22 protein-coding genes and 1 pseudogene are annotated in these 20,406 nt (G+C 57.7%); 12 read left to right on the forward strand and 11 right to left on the reverse strand.

All coding sequences use genetic code 11. The features are described 5' to 3' along the window. The first annotated feature begins 14 nt into the window (after nucleotides 1–14). The 4 genes from ACODS3_RS10100 to ACODS3_RS10115 are packed head-to-tail and all read left to right on the forward strand — an operon-like array spanning nucleotide 15 to nucleotide 3,836. Nucleotides 15–899, forward strand: a complete 885-nt coding sequence (locus tag ACODS3_RS10100) for a glucurono-1,5-lactonase (RefSeq protein WP_489034077.1) — start codon at nucleotides 15–17, stop codon at nucleotides 897–899. 59 nt (nucleotides 900–958) lie between these two features. Next, complete coding sequence (locus ACODS3_RS10105; RefSeq protein ID WP_201019487.1) at nucleotides 959–1,969, forward strand: TRAP transporter substrate-binding protein; 1,011 nt, start codon at nucleotides 959–961, stop codon at nucleotides 1,967–1,969. 58 nt (nucleotides 1,970–2,027) lie between these two features. Beyond that, nucleotides 2,028–2,555 carry a TRAP transporter small permease gene (locus tag ACODS3_RS10110; protein ID WP_201019486.1) on the forward strand — a complete coding sequence of 176 codons (528 nt, stop codon included), beginning with the start codon at nucleotides 2,028–2,030 and terminating at the stop codon, nucleotides 2,553–2,555. Continuing rightward, the gene (locus ACODS3_RS10115; protein WP_025257899.1) at nucleotides 2,556–3,836 is read left to right on the forward strand and encodes a TRAP transporter large permease; all 1,281 of its coding nucleotides are present in this window, start codon (nucleotides 2,556–2,558) and stop codon (nucleotides 3,834–3,836) included. 67 nt (nucleotides 3,837–3,903) lie between these two features. Here the strand turns inward: ACODS3_RS10115 and ACODS3_RS10120 are convergent, their stop codons facing one another. Then, the gene (locus tag ACODS3_RS10120) at nucleotides 3,904–4,467 is read right to left on the reverse strand and encodes a hypothetical protein (protein ID WP_489034080.1); all 564 of its coding nucleotides are present in this window, start codon (nucleotides 4,465–4,467) and stop codon (nucleotides 3,904–3,906) included. Between the two features lie 409 nt (nucleotides 4,468–4,876). Here ACODS3_RS10120 and ACODS3_RS10125 point away from each other — a divergent pair, with 409 nt between their 5' ends. Then, nucleotides 4,877–5,389 (forward strand): sigma-70 family RNA polymerase sigma factor, encoded by a 513-nt coding sequence (locus tag ACODS3_RS10125; RefSeq protein WP_201019530.1) that lies wholly within the window; start codon nucleotides 4,877–4,879, stop codon nucleotides 5,387–5,389. After that, complete coding sequence (locus ACODS3_RS10130; RefSeq protein ID WP_201019485.1) at nucleotides 5,389–6,048, forward strand: ChrR family anti-sigma-E factor; 660 nt, start codon at nucleotides 5,389–5,391, stop codon at nucleotides 6,046–6,048. Before ACODS3_RS10125 ends, ACODS3_RS10130 begins: the two co-directional genes overlap by 1 nt. 62 nt (nucleotides 6,049–6,110) lie before the next feature. Here ACODS3_RS10130 and ACODS3_RS10135 read toward each other — a convergent pair whose 3' ends face one another. From ACODS3_RS10135 to ACODS3_RS10145, 3 genes are all read right to left on the reverse strand, one after another. Further along, entirely contained in the window at nucleotides 6,111–7,367 is a 1,257-nt protein-coding gene (locus ACODS3_RS10135) for a 3-phosphoshikimate 1-carboxyvinyltransferase (protein WP_201019484.1), read from the reverse strand. Between the two features lie 90 nt (nucleotides 7,368–7,457). Next, on the reverse strand, nucleotides 7,458–7,934 hold the full coding sequence (locus ACODS3_RS10140; RefSeq protein ID WP_122320436.1) for a PAS domain-containing protein: 477 nt from the start codon (nucleotides 7,932–7,934) through the stop codon (nucleotides 7,458–7,460). A 4-nt stretch (nucleotides 7,935–7,938) separates the two neighbouring features. Beyond that, a complete protein-coding gene (locus ACODS3_RS10145; protein ID WP_201019483.1) occupies nucleotides 7,939–8,937 on the reverse strand; it encodes a response regulator in 999 nt (332 codons plus the stop codon). A gap of 452 nt (nucleotides 8,938–9,389) precedes the next feature. Between ACODS3_RS10145 and parS the strand changes: the two genes are divergently transcribed. Then, nucleotides 9,390–9,839 carry a type II RES/Xre toxin-antitoxin system antitoxin gene (gene parS, locus ACODS3_RS10150; protein ID WP_304574155.1) on the forward strand — a complete coding sequence of 150 codons (450 nt, stop codon included), beginning with the start codon at nucleotides 9,390–9,392 and terminating at the stop codon, nucleotides 9,837–9,839. Next, nucleotides 9,836–10,297, forward strand: coding sequence for an RES family NAD+ phosphorylase (locus ACODS3_RS10155; RefSeq protein WP_201019481.1), 462 nt, complete (start codon nucleotides 9,836–9,838; stop codon nucleotides 10,295–10,297). The genes parS and ACODS3_RS10155 overlap by 4 nt, the downstream gene beginning before the upstream one ends. A gap of 27 nt (nucleotides 10,298–10,324) precedes the next feature. On the opposite strand, the gene mltA is transcribed toward ACODS3_RS10155, so the two are convergent. From mltA to ACODS3_RS10170, 3 genes and pseudogenes are all read right to left on the reverse strand, one after another. After that, nucleotides 10,325–11,500 carry a murein transglycosylase A gene (gene mltA / locus ACODS3_RS10160; RefSeq protein WP_489034081.1) on the reverse strand — a complete coding sequence of 392 codons (1,176 nt, stop codon included), beginning with the start codon at nucleotides 11,498–11,500 and terminating at the stop codon, nucleotides 10,325–10,327. 116 nt (nucleotides 11,501–11,616) lie between these two features. After that, a complete protein-coding gene (locus ACODS3_RS10165; RefSeq protein ID WP_374004994.1) occupies nucleotides 11,617–12,174 on the reverse strand; it encodes a methyl-accepting chemotaxis protein in 558 nt (185 codons plus the stop codon). Continuing rightward, nucleotides 12,154–13,083: pseudogene (locus ACODS3_RS10170) on the reverse strand (PAS domain-containing protein); the annotation flags it as partial. The pseudogene ACODS3_RS10170 and the gene ACODS3_RS10165, both read right to left, overlap by 21 nt. A 97-nt stretch (nucleotides 13,084–13,180) precedes the next feature. Here ACODS3_RS10170 and ACODS3_RS10175 point away from each other — a divergent pair. Continuing rightward, on the forward strand, nucleotides 13,181–14,140 hold the full coding sequence (locus ACODS3_RS10175) for a GDP-mannose 4,6-dehydratase (protein ID WP_489034083.1): 960 nt from the start codon (nucleotides 13,181–13,183) through the stop codon (nucleotides 14,138–14,140). A gap of 46 nt (nucleotides 14,141–14,186) precedes the next feature. Here the strand turns inward: ACODS3_RS10175 and gmd are convergent, their stop codons facing one another. Continuing rightward, nucleotides 14,187–15,233 (reverse strand): GDP-mannose 4,6-dehydratase, encoded by a 1,047-nt coding sequence (gmd, locus tag ACODS3_RS10180; RefSeq protein WP_304574152.1) that lies wholly within the window; start codon nucleotides 15,231–15,233, stop codon nucleotides 14,187–14,189. Nucleotides 15,234–15,492: 259 nt separating this feature from the next. Then, nucleotides 15,493–16,272, reverse strand: a complete 780-nt coding sequence (gene crc, locus ACODS3_RS10185; RefSeq protein WP_025257912.1) for a catabolite repression control protein Crc — start codon at nucleotides 16,270–16,272, stop codon at nucleotides 15,493–15,495. Between the two features lie 82 nt (nucleotides 16,273–16,354). Between crc and pyrE the strand changes: the two genes are divergently transcribed. Continuing rightward, nucleotides 16,355–16,996 carry an orotate phosphoribosyltransferase gene (pyrE, locus tag ACODS3_RS10190; RefSeq protein ID WP_117180673.1) on the forward strand — a complete coding sequence of 214 codons (642 nt, stop codon included), beginning with the start codon at nucleotides 16,355–16,357 and terminating at the stop codon, nucleotides 16,994–16,996. A 44-nt stretch (nucleotides 16,997–17,040) separates the two neighbouring features. Beyond that, nucleotides 17,041–17,649: a DUF4124 domain-containing protein gene (locus tag ACODS3_RS10195; protein WP_489034085.1), complete on the forward strand. Its 609-nt coding sequence runs from the start codon at nucleotides 17,041–17,043 to the stop codon at nucleotides 17,647–17,649. A gap of 76 nt (nucleotides 17,650–17,725) precedes the next feature. Here the strand turns inward: ACODS3_RS10195 and ACODS3_RS10200 are convergent, their stop codons facing one another. Beyond that, nucleotides 17,726–17,980, reverse strand: coding sequence for a DUF6124 family protein (locus ACODS3_RS10200; protein WP_201019476.1), 255 nt, complete (start codon nucleotides 17,978–17,980; stop codon nucleotides 17,726–17,728). 464 nt (nucleotides 17,981–18,444) lie between these two features. Here ACODS3_RS10200 and ACODS3_RS10205 point away from each other — a divergent pair, with 464 nt between their 5' ends. After that, a complete protein-coding gene (locus ACODS3_RS10205) occupies nucleotides 18,445–19,308 on the forward strand; it encodes a hypothetical protein (protein ID WP_304574150.1) in 864 nt (287 codons plus the stop codon). Between the two features lie 184 nt (nucleotides 19,309–19,492). Here ACODS3_RS10205 and argB read toward each other — a convergent pair whose 3' ends face one another. Further along, complete coding sequence (argB, locus tag ACODS3_RS10210) at nucleotides 19,493–20,398, reverse strand: acetylglutamate kinase (RefSeq protein ID WP_025257915.1); 906 nt, start codon at nucleotides 20,396–20,398, stop codon at nucleotides 19,493–19,495. Nucleotides 20,399–20,406: the final 8 nt, after the last annotated feature.

Raw genomic sequence — 20,406 nt, forward strand, 5'->3', positions numbered from 1 at the left:
AGATCTGCACTGCCATGGATGCTGAACTGATCTTCGATGCCCGCAACGCTACGGGTGAAAACCCGGTCTGGAGTGTTCGCGAGCAAGCGCTTTACTGGGTCGACATTCCAGCCGGACGCCTGTACCGCTGGAATGCTGCCGATAACCTCACCCAAAGCTGGAAAACCCCGCAAATGCTGGCCTGCATTGCTGCCCACAGCAAGGGAGGCTGGATCGCCGGGATGGAAAGTGGCCTGTTTCACTTGCAGCCCGGTGAAGGCGAGAGCCTGACCAGTACCCTCTTGGCAGGCGTTGAGCATGGCCAGCCCGGCATGCGTTTCAACGATGGTCGCTGCGACCGTCAAGGCCGTTTCTGGGCAGGCACCATGCTGCTCGATATGGCCGCGGGCGTGTCTGCTGGGGCTTTGTATCGCTACAGCGCGGGGCAACAGCAACTGAATTCGCAATTGCAGGGCTATATCGTTCCCAATGGTCTAGGGTTCAGCCCTGACGGTAAAACGATGTACCTGTCCGACTCTCACCCCAACGTGCAGAAAATCTGGACGTTCGATTACGACACGGACAGCGGCACGCCCTACGACCGCCGTCTGTTTGTGGACATGAACGACTATCCGGGCCGCCCCGATGGTGCGGCAGTCGATAGCGATGGCTGTTACTGGATCTGCGCCAACGATGCCGGTCTGATCCACCGGTTCACGCCGCAGGGCAAGCTCGACCGCTCCGTGACCGTGCCGGTGAAAAAACCAACCATGTGCGCCTTCGGCGGTTCAGGGCTGGATACCCTGTTCATCACTTCCATTCGTCCTGGCGGCGACCTCAGCGACCAACCTCTGGCTGGCGGCGTCTTTGCCTTCAGGCCCGGCGTTACGGGACTTGAGGAGCCGATATTCCAAGGCTGATCTGCTGACACTGAAAATCCCCGTAGCACCGACCAAAAACAACAAAATCGGAGAACTCCATGGATTTCAAACGCAAGCTCCTCCTCACCGTATTACCGTTGGCTTTCTGTTTCTCGAACGCCGCCCTGGCGGAGATAAAGATCAAATTCGCCGAAGTACATCCTTCCGGTTACCCGCCCGTGGTGGCCGAACAGAACATGGGCAAGAAACTTCAGGAACAAAGCAACGGCGATATCAGCTTCAAGATGTTCGCCGGCGGCGTGCTGGGTTCGGAGAAAGAAGTGATCGAGCAGGTTCAGGCCAATGCCATACAAATGGCCAGGGTCAGCCTGGGCATCGTTGGCCCGGTGGTACCGGACGTCAACGTGTTCAACCTGCCGTTTGTCTTCCGCGACCATGAACACATGCGCGCCATCATCGACGGTGAAATCGGTCAGGAAATCCTCGACAAGATCACCAACTCGAACTTCAACCTGGTGGCCCTGGCCTGGATGGATGGCGGTACTCGCAACCTGTACACCAAGAAGCCGGTGCGTCAGATCTCCGACCTCAAGGGCATGAAGATCCGGGTGCAAGGCAATCCGGTATTCATCGACACCATCAATGGCATGGGCGGCAACGGTATTGCCATGGCCACGGGCGAAATCTTCAGTGCCTTGCAGACCGGCGTAATCGACGGCGCTGAGAACAATCCGCCAACCTTGCTGGAGCACAACCATTATCAGAACGCCAAGTTCTACACCCTGACCGAGCACCTGATCCTGCCCGAGCCTGTGGTGATCTCCAAGGCGACCTGGGAAAAGCTCAACCCCGATCAGCAGGCGCTGGTGAAAAAACTGGCCCGTGAAGCCCAGATGGAAGAGCGTGTGCTGTGGGACAAGAAGTCGTCCGAAGCCGAGGCAAAACTCAAGGCGAGCGGTGTGGAGTTCATCACTCTCACGCCTGAGCAGAAGAAGGCTTTCTACGATGCCACGCAACCTGTACGCGACAAATATGGTGCGCCGTACAAAGACCTGATCAGCCGTATCGAAGCCGTCAAGTCAGACGCACCCAAGGTCGGCGCCAACTAAGCCCATTCGATAATGCCGCGCAGCGGGCGAAAGCCCGCTTGCTGCTGTGGTGAGCCCAATGAAAAATACGCTACTGCGCATTAACGACGTGCTTTACCGGATCTGCATCGCAATTGCCGGTCTGTCGGTGCTGACGATGAGCCTGATCATCCCCTGGGGCATTTTCGCCCGTTACGTACTGGGCAGTGGTTCCAGTTGGCCGGAGCCCACCGCGATCCTGCTGATGGTGGTGTTCACCTTCTTCGGCGCAGCCGCCAGTTACCGTGCCGGTGCGCACATGGCGGTAGCGATGGCGACTGAACGCATGTCGCCGCAACTGCGCAAGGCCGCTGCGGTCCTGGTGCAAATCCTCATGGCGGTGGTGTGTGTGTTCATGACCACCAAGGGGTTCAAGCTCTGCGCGACGACCTGGAATCAATTTCTCGGTGATATGCCTTTCCTGCGCGTGGGGATTTCCTACCTGCCGATTCCCATTGGCGGAATTCTGACCCTGATCTTCGTGCTGGAAAAACTGTTTCTGGGCGATCAAAGCCACCGCCGTGCCGTGCGCTTCGATCTGTTGGAAGAAAGCGAAGAGGCTGCATGAATGGACGCTTTTATATTGCTGGGAAGCTTCATCGCGCTGATTCTCCTGGGCATGCCGGTCGCTTATGCACTGGGCCTTTCGGCGCTTATTGGAGCCTGGTGGATCGAGATTCCTTTCGATGCACTGATGATTCAGGTGGCAGGCGGCGTGAACAAGTTTTCGCTGCTGGCGATTCCGTTCTTCGTGCTGGCTGGTGCAATCATGGCCGAAGGCGGAATGTCCCGACGACTGGTCGCGTTTGCCGGCGTACTGGTCGGTTTCGTGCGGGGTGGTCTGTCGCTGGTGAACATCGTCGCCTCGACTTTCTTTGGTGCCATCTCGGGCTCCTCAGTGGCTGACACCGCTTCGGTCGGTTCGGTGCTGATTCCGGAAATGGAGCGCAAAGGCTACCCGCGGGACTTCTCCACCGCCGTGACGGTCAGTGGTTCGGTGCAAGCCTTGCTGACGCCGCCCAGCCATAACTCGGTGCTGTATTCGCTGGCGGCTGGCGGCACGGTGTCCATCGCTTCGCTGTTCATGGCTGGGATCATGCCCGGGCTGTTGCTCAGCGCGGTGCTGATGGTTCTGTGCATGATCTTTGCGCGCAAACGCAATTACCCCAAGGGCGAAGTCATTCCACTGCGCCAGGCACTGAAAATTGCCGCCGATGCGCTCTGGGGCCTGATGGCCATGGTCATCATCCTGGGCGGGATCCTCACCGGGGTGTTCACGGCGACCGAGTCGGCGGCTGTTGCCGTGGTCTGGTCGTTCTTCGTCACCATGTTCATCTACCGCGACTACAAGTGGCGCGACTTGCCCAAGCTGATGCACCGGGCGGTGCGGACCATTTCCATCGTCATGATCCTGATCGGTTTTGCTGCCAGCTTCGGTTACATCCTGACGCTGATGGAAATCCCCATGAAGATCACCACGGCCTTCCTGACCCTGTCGGATAACCGTTACGTGATCCTGATGTGCATCAATGTCATGTTGCTGTTGCTGGGTACGGTGATGGACATGGCACCGTTGATCCTGATTCTGACTCCTATCCTGCTGCCCGTGATTACCGGCATCGGCGTCGATCCGGTTCACTTCGGCATGATCATGCTGGTCAATCTGGGAATCGGCCTGATTACACCGCCCGTTGGCGCGGTGCTGTTTGTCGGGGCGGCGGTGGGCAAGGTCTCCATCGAAGCCACCGTCAAGGCACTGCTGCCGTTCTATCTGGCGCTGTTCATGGTGCTGATGATGGTGACCTACATTCCTGCCATTTCGCTGTGGTTGCCCAGCGTGGTGCTTTAAGGCGGGGAAGTGATGCAGGGAAGGTTGTGCGGGATCGGCCACACAACCTTCTTGTGCATGGGTTCACTTATAAAGGTGAAATGACAAGTTTTGAAATACCGCTCACCTTGGTAACGCCCGAAGGCTGGTTGCAGTCGTTGTTCAAGATGGACTTAAGGTTCACAAGCGTGAAAAGGGTTTGAGCTTTGGCCCCCTTGTAACGCCCGTCGGTGATCGTGCCATCTCCGATGATCGTAGTATTCAAGTTGCCGGAGTTTTCTATCTGTGCGGTGAATGCGTAGGTGCTGGTGGTTCCATCGCTCCAGTTGATGACCCATGTGATAGTGGGTGTTTTCAGAAAAAACGACTGGCAGGAAAAGGTCGCCTGAAAGCTCTGCGCAGATGCTGCGCTGACGCCTAATGGAAGTACACAGACGGTCCAGTTGCTGTTCGTCGAAACATTGATGGTTTGTGACGTGTTGGTCAGGCCAGGCGACCACTCTGCCGTGTGGGTGCCTGTGCATTCGGCCAGATTGATAGCTTCTGCACGGCCAGGCGTGATCAGCAGCCCTGCACCGACGATAAACATCAGCAGCAGGCTTAGCCGTAACAGAAGGTTTTTCATTGAGTGGTGTGGAAGGTTGGTGTCCATGAGAACCCCCTCAAGGGGATGAGTTGAAGTAACGTCCTTGCCTTCTAGGGTAATGAATAGGGCGTTCTCGGCCACTGTCAGAAATCATAGTGGCTTAGACGGCTTTGAAATAAACTTCCCGCCTTTGAGCCGATTCGGTCTCCCGATGCTTTTCTACACCGCAGGTTCCACCAGCCTGTGGCAGACAGCTATCATGGTCGCCAGTTAAAAAATATTTTTCGCAGCAGTTCACCTTGTGATCCGTTCTGGCCCAGGTTGCGTAACACACAGGCAGCCCGACCAATACCAGACAACGGCGACCAGAAGGTGGATCATGAGCAGTATTGCCAGCATCAGGACCTTCCGTCACGTGTCACCCTCGCACAGCGACTCGCCCATAACCCGACTTTGGACAGATGAAGTCACCGCCGTGGCCCGCAGTCAGGACCGCGACAGCTTCATGCGCATCTACGATCACTTCGCCCCTCGCCTGTTGCGCTATCTGACGGGGTTGAAGGTGCCTGACGGGCAGGCCGAAGAGTTGGTGCAGGAAGTACTGCTCAAGCTGTGGCACAAGGCCGAGTCCTTTGATCCGGCCAAGGCCAGCCTCGGAACCTGGCTGTTCAGGATTGCGCGTAACCTCTATATCGACAGCGTGCGCAAGGACAGCGGCTGGGTCGTGGTGCAGAACTCGCTGGAGCAACTCGAACTTCTGGAGGCACCCGCCGACAGATCGCTCGATTACAGCCAGCGTCAGGAACAACAACTGAACATGGCCATCCAGAACCTGCCTGCCGATCAGGCCAGGGTTCTACGGATGTCCTACTTTGAAGCGCTCAGCCATCGAGAGATCGCCCAACGCCTCGGCATGCCTCTGGGGACAGTGAAGTCGTGTCTGCGTCTGGCCTTTCAGAAGTTGCGCTCCAGAGTCGAGGAGTCATGATGAGCCCAGTCCATCACCCCGATGAGGCCACCCTGGTCAGTTACGCCTCGGGTGCGCTTTCACAGGCTATTTCTCTGGTCACCGCTGCTCACCTTGAGCTGTGCGCCGAATGCCGGACACGGTTGCGCCATGCAGAACGCATCGGTGGTTTGCTGATTCAGCAGCACAGTGGCGTTGCGGAGCCACTGAAGGGGCGTGCAGCCATGCTTGCTCGTCTGGATGAACTGCCCGCTGTCCTGCCACAGCGCGAGTCTGTTGTATCGCCAGAGCGGAGCGCGGATTTACTGCCTGTTTCTCTGCACGCTCATTTTGGCCGGTATTTGAGCGAGCAACCCTGGAAAACCCTGCTCCCCGGCGTGCAGCGGGTTCGTGCCCAGGGGCTTGAGCAAGGCAAGCTCATGCTGCTGAGAATCGCCCCCGGCGTCAGCATGCCGTTGCATGGCCACGAGAGTAATGAAATGACCCTTGTGCTCCAGGGCTCGTATCACGATGAACTGGGCGAATACCGATCCGGAGACCTCGCCGATCTGGACAGCGACACCCAGCATCAGCCCACGGCCAATAAAGATGAATATTGCATCTGCGTACTGGCTGCGGACTCGCCGCTCCGTTTCCAGGGTCTGATTGCCCGGATGTTGCAGCCAATCTTCGGGATCTGAAGCGAAATATCGTTTTCGCGAATGAATTCCCCACGGTGTAGCGAATTCATTCGCGAAGGGCTTTAGCGTTCGATCTGCACGCCCAGCGACTCAAGCGCTGCCCAGTAACCGGGATAGGTCTTGCCTACACAGTCTGGATCGAGAATACGGATACCCGCGATTTTCAGGCCCGCCAGAGCGAAGCACATGGCGATGCGATGGTCGGAGTGGGTGTCGATCAGCGCATCGACGGTCTGGCCGCTCAATGCCGGGTTGGCATGCACCAGCAGGTCATCACCCTCTTCTACCGCCAGCCCCGGTGCGATGGCGCACAGCCCGTGGGACAGCGCGCAAATACGGTCGCATTCCTTGACCCGCAGGTTCGCCAGGCCCACGAAGCGCACAGGATGGTTGTTGAACGCTGCCAGCACCGCCAGCGTCGGGATTGCGTCCTGCATCTGCGAACCGTCGATCACGGCCGGCATGTTCGGGAAGCTGTCGATGATCTGGCTGGCCAGTGCATCGGGCTGGGTGAACTCTTCAGTGGCGACACCCAGGTCGATCTTGCCTTCGGTCAGCACTTGGGCCGCCCACAGGTAAGTGGCCGCCGAAGCGTCAGGCTCGATATGGAAATCCGTGGCTTGATAACCGGTGGCCGAGACTTTCCAGGCCGCATCGCCAATTGCCTCGACTTCCGCGCCGAAGGCTTTCATCGCCGCCAGGGTCAGGTCCACATAGCCGCGTGCGCCGATTTCGCTGCCGGTCAGGGCCACTTCAATCGGGCCTTGTCCGCAGGCGCCAGCCATCAGCAAGGCCGAGACGTACTGGCTGGAAAGGTTGCCGTCGATTTCGATACGCCCGGCGGACAGGCCGCCCAGGCCCTTGATCGTGACTGGCGGGCAACCGGTCGGTGCGCTGACCTGCACGCCCATGCGCTGCAAGGCATCGACCAGCGGACCAATCGGGCGCTTGCGCATGTACTCATCGCCATCGACGATGAATTCACCTTCGAAGTTGGCCAGTGCAGCCGTCAGAAAACGGGTCGCGGTGCCGGCATTGCCCAGGAACAGCGCTTGTTGCGGGGCCTGCCAGTGGCCGGAGCTGGTGACCACGAAGGTGCTGTCATCCGGCTCGTCGACCTGCACGCCCATCAGGCGCAGGGCTTCGGACATGACGCGCGTATCGTCACTCTTCAAGGCGCCGGTCAGGCGACTCGTCCCTTTTGCCAGGCCAGCCAGCAGCAACGCACGGTTGGTGATCGATTTGGAGCCCGGCGGGCTGACGCGCCCGACCAGAGGGTGCTCGACAGGCAAAACAGTGAGTGTGGATTGAGGTCGCATGATGTCCCTGAACGTCACCGGAAAAATCGCGATCCTAGCACGAGCAGGAGGCGGGCCGCAGCCTGATGGCGGCCCTTGTCCTTGTGATGCTTACCCGTTTGCAGGCTTGCTGTCGGAGAGTTGCTTGAGCGCCGCCTGCAACTGATGCCGGTTGGTGGCCACATCCGTCACGTCGTAGATCACCAGACAGATCTGGTTGATTTCGTTGTTGGTCGCACGCAGCGGAAACATCGTCGTGTTCTGGTACATGAACTCTTCCTGCCCGGTAATGGGCTGATAGTTCTTGAAACGCACCAGATAAGGCCGCTGCTCCCAGATCGTGAAGGCGGGCGTGCCGAGGGTCACGACATTCTCGACCTTCTTGCTGAACCACTGTTGGTTGACCTCGGGGAACAGCTCGAAGAAGGTCTTGCTGGTCGCTTCGTACGGTGTCACGCCGGAGCGGTTCTCCATGAAGGTATTCCAGACCATCACCCGGAAATCCCGATCCAGAACCACGATGCCGACATCGATGTTCTGTGTAACGGCCAATAGCCAATGCAGCTCGTTGATATCGATATGGCTCATGGGGTCAGCTCATCATGTAGGCAAGTTTGCGCGTAAGCAGTTCGACCGAGTCTTCGGTGAACAGCATCAACAGATCGAAATGGATGTTATGGCCTTCGACGCTGTAACTGATTTCCACCGCGAGGGTTTTCTTCCAGCGCTTGCTGTTGACGCGAATCAGGTCATCGATCCCGCCCTGAGCTCCGAGAATCTGTGGATGGCCCTGAGAAAAGGCGATATCGATCTGCTCGGCAATCCCGCTCAGACAGGCACCGATCAGGACGGTGGACAGGTCCAGCAGCATCTCCATGTCCGAATAATCGGGCGAGCTGCGCTGCATGAGCTGAGACATGTCGGAGAGTTCGGAGTCATGGAAAATCAGCAGCGCTTCGCCGGAAATACCGCCGCCGATATAGCCTTGGCACACCGCCGTCAGGCGTTGATCGCGGTGGGCGTCGGCCAGCGCCATATGCAGCTCACCGACTTCGAGCATGTTGACGTTGGGGACCGGCAACTGCACGAACACACCCAGCACCTTGGCAAGCAAAGCTGCCGCTCGGCCCATGGCGACGTTGATGGTTTCCCGGAAGGCATCCTGGAAACTGATGACGCCATCCTTGAGTGGAGGAACGACGGTCGGCACCTTTGTCGGTTCGCCCATCAGGCCCAGTCGTACAAGGGTCTGCTTGAGTTCGTCGGGGTCGGCGGGCTTTTTCAGGAAGGCCAGCGCGCCCAGCTCCATGACGCGCCGAACGGCTTCATCCTGAACGTCGCCGGAGACGACAATGACCTTGGCTTCAAGGTTTTCTGCACGGATGGCAGCCAACGCCTGATAGCCATCCATCACAGGCATCGTCAGGTCCAGCAATACAACCTGACCCAATCCATTGCGAACGGCACCCAGCCCTTCAAGTCCATTGGTTGCCATCGTGACCGATACACCCCAGTCCTCAGGCAAGGCTCGCAACAGTTGCTTGCGAGCCATGTTGGAGTCATCGCAAATCAGCAGCGGAATCATGGACATTCATTGTTTCTCACTACAAAAGTTTCAGGCTGACGGCAGCAGAGTATCAACACGTCCGATTGCCTTCACGAAAACGAGCCGGATCGGAGCCAATAAAAAAACCTTTTGATACCTCGACACACATCCTTGAACCCAATAGTTCCCTTTCCGGTTTTCATGCAATAACTGTGCTCGTGAAAGCCTGATGAATCAATGATGCTTTATTGCACCAAGCCTTGCCGCACATGGGATTACGCTACAGCACAGGTTCAATATAGCAGGGCAACGAAACTGATATATACCTCAATGACATAATGATTTATTGACGCTTTTTCCTGAATATTGCGCCAATAAAAAGAGCATGAACTTCCTGTTGATTCGGGTGTTTTTCAACCGTCTGTCCGTGGTGTGAATGACAGATCAATGATCAAGTGATATAGCTAGTCACTATCAGTAGATGGAAGGATTCTGTCATGCCACTCGCTATTCGCGACTATTACCCTGCCCCGGTTCAGGACGAGGATTTCTGGCAAAAGCTGGGCGTTCCTGCTCGTGGCGCTCAGTTGTATACCTCCCTGCGTGCCGGGTTGCCCTACGAAGTATTCGAGCGGTTGGCCAACTACACCGACCTGAATCGCTCGACTCTGGCCGAACACCTGGGGATCGCCCCTGCAACCTTGCAACGGCGCCTTAAAGTGCGTCAGTTCAATGCAGAGGAAAGCGACCGACTGTTTCGGCTGGCGGCCATTTACAAGGCTGCGCTGGATTTGTTTGAAGACGACATTGAAGCCACCCGCCGCTGGCTGACCAAGCCGGTCTATGGACTGGGCCAGCGTCGGCCCCTGGAAATGCTCACGACTTCGGCCGAAGCCCAGGCCGTACTGGACCTGATCGGCCGCCTTGAGCACGGGGTTGTGGCGTGATCCATGTCTACCGTCTGGTAAAACGCAAATGGCTGGCCCAGGCTTTCGATGGCGAAGGCGCAAAGCTCTACGGTGGACGCTGGAACAGCAAGGGCCGGGCTTGCGTGTACTGCGCTGGCAGTGAGTCACTGGCATTGCTGGAAGTGCTGGTCCATCTGGATAACTCCAGCATGGTTCAGCACTACGTCATGCTTGAACTACAGATTCCCAAGGATCGCATCCTCAAGGCGCGCCCCGACATTCTTCCCCCGGACTGGCGCGAGGAGCCTGCTCCGCCTTCGACCGCATCCTTCGGCGATGCGTGGCTGGACTCCGGCCAAAGCCTGGCACTGGCAGTGCCCAGCGTGATCGTGCCGCGTGAATCCAACTATCTGCTCAATGTGCAGCATTCGTCCTTCAAGACCCTTGTGGCCAAGGCGAAGGAGCTGGATTTCACGGTGGATAACCGCCTCGGATAGCCCGAGGCGGTTGAGCTGCGCAGAGCCTTACTTCTGCGCTGGCTCAGGATCCTGAGGCAGGGCTTTGTCCTTGGGCCACAAGAGCCAGATGTTGCCTTTCTGCTTCATGTCCCCGGCCAGATGCCCGGCTTCGTCTCCTGTGCCCCAGAACAGATCGGCGCGTACTTCCCCGGCAATTGCACCACCGGTGTCCTGAGCCGCGACTGGTCGAACCAGACTGCTGCCGTCAGGACGTGTGGTCGACAGCCAGAGCAGGCTGCCCAGCGGGATCACCTTGCGGTCGATGGCCACGCTGTAACCTGCAGTCAGCGGCACGTTCAGTGAACCTCGCGGCCCTTCGTTGCTGTCCGGATTGCGAGTGAAGAACACATAACTGGGGTTACTGGCCAGCAGTTCCGGGATGCGCTGCGGATTGGCCTTGGCCCAGGCTGCGATGGTGCCCATGGTCACGTCTTCTTTCTTCAACTCGCCCTGCTCCACCAGCCAGCGGCCAATGGCGCGATAAGGACGACCGTTCTGATCGGCGTATGCCAGGCGCGCTTGCGTACCGTCTGGCAGGCTCACTCGTCCGGAACCCTGAATCTGCAGGAATTGCAGATCCATCGGGTCGGTCAGCCAGGCGATCACGGGCGCATTCAGCCCTTGCTCGTTGATGGTTGCTGCGTCGTCATAAGGCTTGAGCACTCGCCCTTCAAGCCGCCCACGCAGACGCTTGCCCTTGAGTTCTGGATAGATGCTGTCCAGATTGACCACGATCAGATCTTCGGGGATGCCATAGACCGGGACCGTAGCCTGTGCGGTCTGTGTCAGGCTGCCGGGGTATATGGGTTCGTAGTAGCCGGTAATCAGGCCGTCGGCGCTGCCGCCATCATTGCGCAGGCTGTAGACCTGCAGATTGGCTTGCAGGAAACCGCGGATATCTGTCGCGCTGGCATTTGCGGCCAGACTGGCTGCCGCACTACAGGTGCCGCCCCAGACCGGATCGGCCTTGAGCCGGGTACACGCGCTGCGCCATGAGCCGAAACCGGCCTGCAAGTCACTGTCGGAAACAGCCGGCAAGGCTTCCCATGTGGCCTTGTTGTACGAGGTATGAGGTGGTGTGGTCTTGGCGGGCTTCTCGGTAACATCACATGCAGTGAGTAACAGGGCCAGCGGTGCCGCTAGCGCCAGACCTTTGCGCCATTTTCCGGAAAACAGAGTCATCGGTGGACTTTCCTTCGACAGGCTGCCCGATGCGTCGGCATGCGGGCAGCGTCATGAACTAAAGGGCGCCATTGTGGCTCAAGTCCGTTTCTGTATCGAGTTACTCTGTTACTACCTTATTTCAGTTGATTGGCAAACTGCCCGACTGCTCCGACTACCTGTTTGGCGCCCTCCTGGATTTCGACAATCACCGAGCCCGCCTCGTTGGCCAGCGCCAACCCCTGCTCTGCCTGCCCTCTGCTGTTGGCCATACCGCGCACGGCTTCATCAGCCAGTGTCTGGTTCTGCTGCACGACGCTGACAATCTCTTCGGTGGCCGCACTGGTTCGGCCTGCCAGTTGGCGGACCTCATCGGCCACGACCGCAAACCCGCGGCCCTGCTCTCCAGCCCTTGCGGCTTCGATGGCGGCGTTGAGTGCCAGCAGGTTGGTTTGTTGAGCGATACCGCCGATGGTCTGCACGATGGAGCTGATCAGCAGTGATTGCTTGCCCAGCGCCTCAATGCCCGAGGAGGCAGATTGCAGTTCATCGGAGATCCGGTGCATGGTCTGAACGGTGTTCTGGACCACTGTTGCCCCTCGCTGGGCGCTGACGTCGGTTTGTTGAGAGATTTCAAAGGCGATACTGGCTGCCTTGCTGACCTCTTCTTCACGCAGGACCTGATCCGTCACCACCGTGGCGAATTTCACGACCTTGTAGAGCTTGCCCTGGGCATCGTGGACCGGGTTATAGGTCGCTTCCAGCCATACCACCCGGCCATTGCTGTCGATACGCTTGAAGCGGTTGGCAACAAACTCGCCACGGTTCAGGGTTGCCCAGAACTCCTTGTACTGGTTCGACGAACTCTCTTGCGGGTCGCAAAACATGCTGTGGTGTTTGCCCTTGATCTGTCCAAGGTTGTAACCCATGCCTCGCATGAACTGATCATTGGCGACCAGCACGTGACCACCCAGATCGAACTCGATCACGGCAGTGGAGCGCAGCAATGCCTGGATGAAGGCCGAGTTCTCGGCTGCGGTTTCGACAGTCTGGGTGATGTCCGAGCCATAGCACTTGATCTCCAGGAGTTTGCCGCTGTCATCCAGAATCGGCTGCCACATGGCGCGAATCCACGCCAGGCTGCCGTCAGCCCTGATAAAACGGTAACTGTCGAAGGCCGACTCGCCCTTTTGCACCGCCGCCACAAGGTTGCGGTAGCAGTCGAGCTGTTTGACATAAGGCGGAATGAGCTGGTCCATGTTGCGCCCCACCAATTGCTCGCCGGAATAACCCAGCATCTTGAGAAAGTTGGTGTTGGCGTGAGTAATGCGATAGTTGGCATCCACCGTGATGGACACCATTCGGGCGTCCATGCCCCTTTGCATCTGTCGGTACATCGATAACTCGGCTTGTTGCGCCTGTAATTCCTTTTTCAAGCTGGTATTGAACATGGGCGACACCAGAGTAGTGGATTTCAGTGCTATCGAATCCAAGCGTAGAAGGCTTAATGCCCTTCGTCTAATGAGCGGACGGCGGTATGGGAAAAATGCATGTGCTGAACTTAGATAGCCAAAAAACCTCTGATACTGACCCGCGAAGCCCATTGCAGGACAAAGCTGGATACTCGGGCTAGCCTGCTTGCAGCAAAGTCTGCCTTTCACACTCCATTACTTGCCAGAAGTCACTGAGGAAGCCCCCAAGATGCAGCGCATCCTGATTACCGGCGCCAACGGTTTCGTTGGGAAGATTTTATGCGAGACCCTGCAAGACGCCGGGCATCATGTCATTGCCCTGGTGGGAAGCACCTCGCCGGCACCCTCCCATGCCGACCATCTCCTGCAATGCGATATTCGCAATGCCGAGGCTCTGGAACAGGCAATTGCCGAAGCCGATCCTACCCATGTGGTGCATCTGGCGGCCATTACGCATGTGCCGACCAGCTTCAAGGAGCCTTTGCTGACCTGGGAAACCAACGTCATGGGCAGCGTCAACCTGTTGCAGGCCTTACAGAACAAGGCGCCCAAGGCATTTGTATTGTTCGTCAGCTCTTCGGAGGTCTACGGCGGCAGCTTCAAGCAGGCGATTCCCCTGAATGAAAGCAGCCCGTGTCAGCCACTCAACCCTTACGCCGCCAGCAAGCTGGCCGCCGAAGCGGCAGTCAACGAATACTTCCGGCAAGGCCAGCCGGGCATTATCGTGCGCCCTTTCAATCATATCGGCGCACAGCAATCGCCCGACTTTGCCACGGCATCCTTTGCCCGGCAGATCGCACTTGTCGAGGCTGGCGAACAGCCGCCGTTATTGAAGGTGGGAAATCTGCAGGCCGAGCGCGACTTTCTTGATGTGCGCGATGTCTGCAATGCCTACGTCGCGTTACTGCAATTGGCCGACAGGGACGGCGACTATCCGCGCTGTTTCAATATTTGCAGCGGCCAGCCGCGCAAGATTCAGACGATGCTCGACATGCTCCTGGCAATGAGCCCGAAAGATATCGAAGTTGGTGAAGACCCGCAGCGGATGCGTCCTTCGGATATTCCCAGCGCCGTCGGCGATAACTCCGCCATTCTCAATGCCATCGGTTGGCAACCCGGTATCGATCTGAAGGAAACCCTCGCAGCACTTCTGGATTACTGGCGTGCCGAGGTAAAAGAGGCTCGTTGATTGCCTGGCCCCCGAATGCCTGTGCAGTCGGGGGCGCGGGATCACATCAGAACGATGTGCCGTTCTTGTTGCGCTTCAGATCTGTTTCCACCATCAACTGGCAGAGTTGTTCCAGGTTGGTACTGGCTTGCCAGCCCAGCACACGCTTGGCTTTTTCAGGATTGCCGATCAACAGCTCGACCTCGGCCGGGCGATAGAACTTCGGATTGACCCGGATCACGGTCTTGCCGGTGCGGGTGTCGATGCCGTGCTCATTGTCGGCACTGCCTTTCCAGTCCAGATGGATATCGACGGCCTTGAAGGCCATCGACACGAAGTCACGAACGGTTTCAGTGCGATTGGTGGCCAGTACGAAGGTGTCCGGCTCGTCAGCCTGCAACATGCGCCACATGCCTTCTACATATTCCTTGGCGAAGCCCCAGTCGCGTTTGGCGTCCATGTTCCCCAGTTCCAGCACGTCCTGCATGCCCAGGGAAATCCGCGCCACGGCATCGGTAATCTTGCGGGTCACGAATTCTTTACCGCGCAGCGGCGACTCGTGGTTGAACAGAATGCCGCTCGAACCAAAGATGCCGTAGGACTCGCGATAGTTGATCGTCATCCAGTGCGCATAAAGCTTCGCCACGCCATAAGGGCTGCGAGGGTAGAACGAGGTGTCTTCGGTTTGTGGGACCTGCTGCACCTTGCCGAACATCTCCGAGGTCGAGGCCTGATAGAAGCGGATCTTCGGGTTGACGATGCGGATGGCTTCCAGCAGGTTGACGGCGCCCAGCCCGGTAATTTCGGCTGTAGTCAGCGGCTGGTCGAAGGAAACACCCACAAAACTCTGGGCCGCAAGGTTGTAGATTTGTGTGGGTTCGGCTTTTTGCAGGAGGCGAATGCTTGCGCTCAGATCCGTAAGGTCATGCTCGACGAGGTGCAGGTTGGGATGGTTAGTGACTCCAAGCTCTTCAAGACGCCAGAAGGTGACTGAGCTGGTACGGCGATAAGTGCCGTAAACCTTGTAGCCCTTTTCCAACAGCAATTGAGTCAGATAAGCGCCATCCTGGCCCGTGATGCCTGTGATGATGACGGATTCTTTCGGTGCATTCATGTCTGGATTCCGGTCTGGGATGGCTGGTCCTGATGAATTACATAGCCATGTGTTCATGCTTTCGGCGAGACCTGCCATTCCTGCACAACAGGTTTTAGCCAAACTGAAGTCACTACTATAGATCGGAATTGAAACTGCACGCGGGCGTTATGGGCGCAGAGCGTTATAACGCGCAAGAAAAATGCCCGTACCTTGCGATACGGGCATTTTCTCTATCGACCGGCAAAGGCCTGATTCTCATGGGGCCGGATGGTCCGGGTCAGATCGTCAGGGTCCAGTCGTAGTCCACGATCAGCGGCGCATGCTGCGAGAAGCGTGGCTGACGCGGCAAGCGGGCGCTGCGCACGAAACGACGCAGGCCCGGTGTCAGGATCTGATAGTCGAAGCGCCAGCCCAGATTCAGCATCTCGGCCTGCTCACTGTCGGGCCACCAGCTGTACTGATCGCCTTCACGGTTGACTTCACGCAGGGCGTCGACATAACCCATGGTGCCGACAATCTCGTCCATCCAGGCGCGTTCCGGTGCCAGGAAACCAGGAGATTGCTGGCTGTCACGCCAGTTCTTGATGTCGAGCTTCTGCTGCGCCACATAGAACGAGCCGCAGTAGATGTACTCGCGACGCTTGCGGCGTTGCTTGTCCATGTACTTGGCGAAGTCGTCCATGAGCTTGAATTTCTGATTCAAGTCTTCGTCCCCGTTCATTCCCGACGGGAAAAGCAGGGTTGCAATACTGACTTTATCGAAATCTGCTTGCAGGTAACGCCCGTAGCGGTCGGCTGTTTCAAAGCCCAGGCCGCTGATTACCGCCTTCGGTTGCAACCGCGAATACAGCGCCACACCACCCTGGGCTGGAACTTCGGCTTCGCAGGCATAGAGGAAGTAGCCATCCAGTTGGAAGGCTGGATCATCCAGTTCAAAGGTGGAGGCGCGGGTGTCCTGTAGACAGATGACGTCGGCATTCTGAGCTTGCAGCCAACTGAGCAAACCACGCTCGACTGCAGCCTGAATGCCATTCACGTTCACACTGATGATCCGCATAAATGGCCCCAAAAATCACGTGCGTGTATGATACCCGAGCTCTACCTATTTAGCTAAATCCGTGGTATTCGGGGCTTTTTTCATGCAAGCGTATCAACGCGATTTCATTCGTTTTGCCATCGATCGCGGCGTTTTGCGCTTCGGTGAGTTCACTCTCAAGTCCGGGCGCACCAGTCCGTATTTCTTCAATGCCGGTCTGTTCAACAGCGGTTCGGCCCTGTCTCAGCTGGGGCGTTTCTATGCCGCAGCGGTGGTCGACAGTGGCATTTCCTTCGACGTCCTGTTCGGGCCAGCCTACAAGGGTATTCCTCTGGCGGCCGCGACAGCCGTGGCTTTGGCTGAACATCACGGCATGGATCTGCCCTGGTGTTTCAACCGCAAAGAGGCCAAGGCACACGGCGAAGGCGGCAGCCTGGTTGGCGCACCGTTGACCGGTAACGTGCTGATCATCGACGACGTGATCACCGCCGGCACCGCGATTCGCGAGGTCATGCAGATCATCAAGGGCCAGGACGCAACTGCGGCCGGTGTTCTGATCGCACTCAATCGTCAGGAACGCGGCAATGGCGAGCTTTCGGCCATCCAGGAAGTCGAGCGTGACTTCGGGATTCCGGTCGTGAGCATCGTATCCCTCAATCAGGTTCTACAATTCCTTGCAGACGATCCGCAGCTCAAGCAGCACTTGCCTGCGGTTGAAGCCTACAGGGCGCAATACGGAATCTGACAAGGGGAGTGTATGGCTGTCGCTGGCTGTGATCGGGATTCGACATGCGTTTGCTGAATGCGCTGGGGCTTTTGCTGTCATTGGGCGTACTGGCGCCCGTGGCGCCCGTGGCGGCTCTGGCTGCGGATACGGCTGACGTTCTGTTCTATCGCTACATCGACAGCCGCGGCGTGACCGTACTGGATCGTCAGGGCGTGCCGCCGGAGTATGTCGCCAAAGGCTACGAAGTGCTCAACGCCCGAGGGCGAGTGGTGCAGGTCGTACCGCCCGCACCCACCGCCGAACAGATCCGGCAGGCCGAAGCCGACAAGGTTCAGGCCAGCGCCGATGCGCAATTGCTGAGCCTCTACAGCAGCGTCGAAGAGGTGGACCGCGTCAAGGCCCGCAAACTGGCCGAGCTGGATGCGTTGATTGGTGTGGCCCAAGGCAATATCCAGGGCCTTACCGCCCAGCAACGCAACATGCAAAGCCAGGCCGCCGACCTGGAGCGCGCCGGTCGCCCGATTCCCCAGGCCCTCATCGACCAGTTGAACGATGTGCAGGAGCAGCAACAGCGTATTCAGGCCGACATCACCCGCTACCAGACATCCCGCGTCCAGGCCGAGGCAAGCTTTGCCGAGGATCGGGCTCGGGTGGAGAAGTTGCTCAGATAAGGTGGTGTCTGGCGTTTTCGCGAATGAATTGCTCCTACAGGGTTCGAGTAGGGGCGAATTCATTCGCGAAGATGTTTCAACTTCGTCTGTTGGAGACGGGGGTATCAAGCATCTGGTCAATCACCCCCTGAGCCTGACTGATCAAGTGCATTGAAGCCATAATCAGGTCTCGCTGCTGGCCATTCAACGCATCGCCACCTTCATAGGCCGTCGCACCCGCGCAGCGCAAAAGGTCTGAGACATGGGCCAGTTGGGTTTCATGGCAGTCGATGGTGTTGTCCGGGGAAGACAGCCCAAAAACAGGCGGGTCGGGAACAAGTTTTTTAACCATGGTGTAACTCCTGATAATTAAAAGAAGCCAACACCCTCGCTGCTAAACGAGTGGGTGGTAGCCATGCGCGGGTTAGCAGACCGGTTATCAGGAACCCGGCGCACCCGAAGATGCCCCACGCACGGCCACCATAACGCAGGGCCGCAAAAGCACCTCGGGTAATGGGAGCGCTGTACGCCTGATAAGAACGGGCTGCTAAACCCGATCGCTGAGTTTCAGCGACCGACGCAGACTAGTTACCGAAATAGACAGGCGCAAGCGGTCGAGATTGTCTCGGAAGTTTCACTCAAGAGAAAGAGAGGCATCTTGCGATCAGGTGCCTGGACGTGAGTTCGGGGGCGGATAAGCGTCACTCCAGGTATACGCCTCTATTGGGCGACCTGGGGCGGAGGCTAGTATCAACTGGCCGTTCGTACGGATGGTCATGCACAATCGTCCTTACTCTCATCCGGTCCGGAGCACACATGGCAGTGGAATATAAGATCGGCGGCCTGAACATTATCGCCATCAACGAGATTACGCCCCCTGCGCTAAGCAAATTGTCTGAAGCCATGCGTCTGGCACGTGCAGCCGTTCACGAAGCTGTCGAGAGAGCGGTAATCGCCCTTCATGTGGTCAGAGAGGCGCAACACTCAGGCTTTGACGACGAAGAGTCGGTGCAGATGCTACATCCGGACTTCTATCGGCATTTGGTAGTTCACTTTCGCCTGAGTTCGGTCCCTCAGGTTTTTGAGGCTCTGGAAGCTCTGAACCTGAAGTTGCAGCAATTGCTGGCTGGTATGCGTTCGCCTGGCCTGCGTTTGGCGGAGTTTGGCTATCACTGGCTAAAGCCCTCCGGGCCTGGGGTGGTTGCTTACGTAACAAAACCGCTGTCTCACATTCTGTTCGGCGGACCGTCGACTAACGGTTGCCTAAACACAAATCCAGCGGGGTATCACAACTCCAACGACGTCAATCTCCGGTTCAACAAAGTAATGAGTACGCGGATGGAAGACCTGGTCGATACGCTCATCCACGAATGCACTCACAAGTACCTGGGGACCGATGACTTGTGTAAAGGTTTACCTTTCAAATCGGTGATCGAGTATGAAGAACAATTTCGGGCCGCAGGCATCGTTGCACCGCTGGGGCCGCTCCAGTCCCTGTCTTCGGTACACGCGATCAACGATGCTTATGTGATGACAAACTACATCCTGCATATGCCAGACGTGGATCTGCGGGTAGCAGCGGCGGACATGGCCAATCTGATCCGTAGCGTCAATCAAAGCATTGGTGGGCAGGAGAGTAACTTGCGAGTCTTCAAGTCGATCGGGAATGAGGACTTGTAGAGGAGTGGTGATCAGGTAAGCGAATTCATTCGCTCTGTCTTCGTTAAGCGTTGCCAAGTCAGAGCGGTGTCGTCTGTGGGAGGCGGCTTGCCGGCGACGGGACCACGAAGCACCGAATTCATGACACCTGTAAAAAAGCCCCGCCAACAAAAGCTGGCAGGGCTTTGGGCGCTTCTTATCGCAATCAGTGACGCTTGCGGTTGGTAATCAACGTGCCGACGCCGCTGTCGGTGAAGATTTCCAGCAGGACGGCGTTGGGTACGCGGCCGTCGATGATGTGCGAGCTGTGAACGCCGCCCTGGACTGCTTCCAGTGCGCAGCGGATCTTGGGCAGCATGCCGCCGTAGATGGTGCCGTCGGCGATCAGGCTGTCTACCTGCTCGGTGGTCAGACCGGTGAGGACTTCACCTTGCTTGTCCATCAGGCCGGCGATGTTGGTCAGCAGCATCAGTTTTTCGGCCTTGAGGGCTTCTGCAACCTTGCCGGCAACCAGGTCGGCGTTGATGTTGTAGGACTCGCCGTCCGGGCCGACACCGATAGGTGCGATGACCGGGATGAAGTCGCCTTTGACCAGCATGTTCAGCAGTTCGGTGTTGACGCCCACTACTTCGCCCACGTGGCCGATGTCGATGATTTCAGGCTTGGTCATTTCTGGTGTCTGGCGGCTGACGGTGAGCTTGCGCGCACGAATCAGTTCAGCGTCCTTGCCGGTCAGGCCAATCGCGCTGCCGCCATGACGGTTGATCAGGTTGACGATGTCCTTGTTGACCTGGCCGCCCAGGACCATTTCCACCACGTCCATGGTCTGGGCATCGGTGACGCGCATGCCATCGATGAAGTGGCTCTCGATGGACAGGCGCTTGAGCAGATCACCGATCTGAGGGCCGCCGCCGTGAACGACCACCGGGTTGATGCCTACCGCTTTCATCAGCACGATGTCGCGCGCGAAGCCGGTTTTCAGCTCCTCGCTCTCCATGGCGTTGCCGCCGTACTTGATTACCAGCGTCTTGCCGACGAAGCGGCGAATGTAAGGCAGCGCTTCGGATAGAACCTTGGCTACATTAGAGGCGGCATCACGGTCGAGGGTCATTCAGGGCT

The organism is Pseudomonas sp. FG43 (assembly GCF_057809175.1).